General features: G+C 76.1%; 1 protein-coding gene. It reads right to left on the bottom strand.

The window, feature by feature from the left end:
• Positions 1–2018 (bottom strand): type I polyketide synthase (locus ACFV0Q_RS41000; protein WP_385013138.1); only part of this gene is annotated, 2018 nt, incomplete at its 3' end.
• Positions 2019–2089: the final 71 nt, after the last annotated feature.

Here is a 2089-nt window from a genome sequence, read left to right as displayed (position 1 = left end):
GCGCGCAGGGTGGTGTCCGCGTCGAAGCGGAGTTCCCCGGCGAGGGAGGCCAGGTCCTCGCGTTCCACGGCCGCCCAGAACTCGGCGTCCGCGGCGGACTGGGGCACCGGGGCCGCGTCCTCGGTCGTGGCGGGTGTGTCGAGCCAGTACCGCTGCCGCTGGAAGGCGTACGTCGGCAGCTCGGCCGGTGTGCCGGCGGGGCGGCCGAACACCGCGGTCCAGTCGACGGGAACGCCGTTCGCGTGCGCCTCGCCCAGTGAGCCGAGGAAGCGCCGGGCGCCGCCCGCGGAGCGGGTCAGGGTCGGCACGACGGCCTCGGCGGGACCGCCCGTACGCGCGTCGTCGAGGGTGTCCTGGAGTCCGTACAGCAGCACCGGGTGCGGGCTGATCTCGATGAACACCCGGTGCCCGTCCGCGAGCAGGCGCCGGGTGGCCTGTTCGAAGCACACGGTCTGGCGGAGGTTGCGGTACCAGTACGCGGCGTCGGGCGCGGTGTCGAGGGGTTCGCCCGTCACCGTGGAGCAGAACGGGATCTTCGGCGCGCTCGGGTCGATCGGGGCGAGTTCCGCGGCCAGTTCGTCGCGTACCGCCTCGACCTGGGCGCAGTGCGAGGCCAGGTCCACCCTGACGCGTTTGGCCTGTACTCCGTCGGCCGTGCAGGCGTCGACGAGTTCGGCCAGCGCGTCCAGGTCGCCGGAGACGACCACGGTGCGCGGCCCGTTGACCGCGGCCACGCTCAGCCGGCCCTGCCAGCGGGCGAGCCGCTCGGTGACCTCGGCCTCGGACTGCGGAACGGACACCATGCCGCCCTGTCCGGCCAGCCGCACCAGCAGGGCGCTGCGGCGGGCCACGAGCCGGGCGCCGTCCGCGAGGGTCAGTGCCCCGGCGACGACGGCGGCCGCTATCTCGCCCTGCGAGTGGCCGACGACGGCGGCCGGGCGGACCCCGCAGGAACGCCACAGCTCGGCGAGCGCCACCATCACGGCCCACAGCACCGGCTGGATGACGTCCGGGCCCTCCAGCGCGGGGGCGCCGTCCGCGCCTCGCAGTACGTCCTCGAGGGACCAGTCCACGTGGGGGGCCAGGGCCTCCCCGCAGGAGGCGATCCGGTCGCGGAAGACGGGCGAGGTGTCGAGGAGTTCGACGGCCATGCCCGCCCACTGGGAGCCCTGGCCGGGGAAGACGAACACCGGCTGGACGGGGGATGCGGCCGCGCCGCGGACCGCGAGCTCGTGGGAGCCGCCGGAGGCGAGCGCGTCCAGGGCCGCGACCAGTTCGTCGCGGTCCTCGCCGACGACCACGGCGCGCTCGGCGAAGAGGGTACGGGTGGTGGCGAGGGCGTACGCGACGTCGCGCGGCGGGGTCCGGTCCTCGCGCAGCAGCCCGGCGAGGCGTCCGGCCTGCTCCTCCAGCGCCGCACCCGTACGGGCCGACAGCAGCAGCGGCACCGCCTGCGATCCGGCCGGGGACCGCGGAACGGGCTCTTCGGGGCGGGGGCCGGCGGGCGGCGCTTCCTCGATGATGACGTGGGCGTTGGTCCCGCTCATCCCGAAGGACGAGACCCCCGCCCGCCGGGGGCGGTCGGCCGCGGCCCAGGCGACGGGCTCGGTCAGCAGCCGGACGGCGCCGGTGCTCCAGTCCACGTGCGGGGACGGTTCCTCGGCGTGCAGGGTCCTGGGAAGCACGCCGTGCCGCAGCGCCTGCACCATCTTGATGATGCCGCCCGCTCCGGCGGCGGCCTGGGTGTGCCCGATGTTGGACTTGAGCGAGCCCAGCCACAGCGGCCGGTCCTCGGAGCGGTCCTGGCCGTACGTGGCCAGCAGCGCGGTGGCTTCGATGGGGTCGCCGAGCCTGGTGCCCGTGCCGTGCCCCTCGACCACGTCGACGTCGGCGGTGGACAGTCCGGCGTTGGCGAGTGCCTGCCGGATGACGAGCCGCTGGGCGCGGCCGCTGGGGGCGGTGAGGCCGTTGGACGCGCCGTCCTGGTTGACGGCGCTGCCGCGGACCACCGCGAGCACCCGGTGGCCGTTGCGGCGTGGGGCGGGCCGCCGCGCCCCCCCCCGCCAGCCGCCGCCCACCCCCCCCCCCG

It is taken from the genome of Streptomyces sp. NPDC059564, assembly GCF_042735575.1.
Taxonomy (GTDB): domain Bacteria; phylum Actinomycetota; class Actinomycetes; order Streptomycetales; family Streptomycetaceae; genus Streptomyces.
Note: the sequence above shows the minus strand (reverse complement) of the source record. Positions and strands in the feature narration are given on the sequence as shown.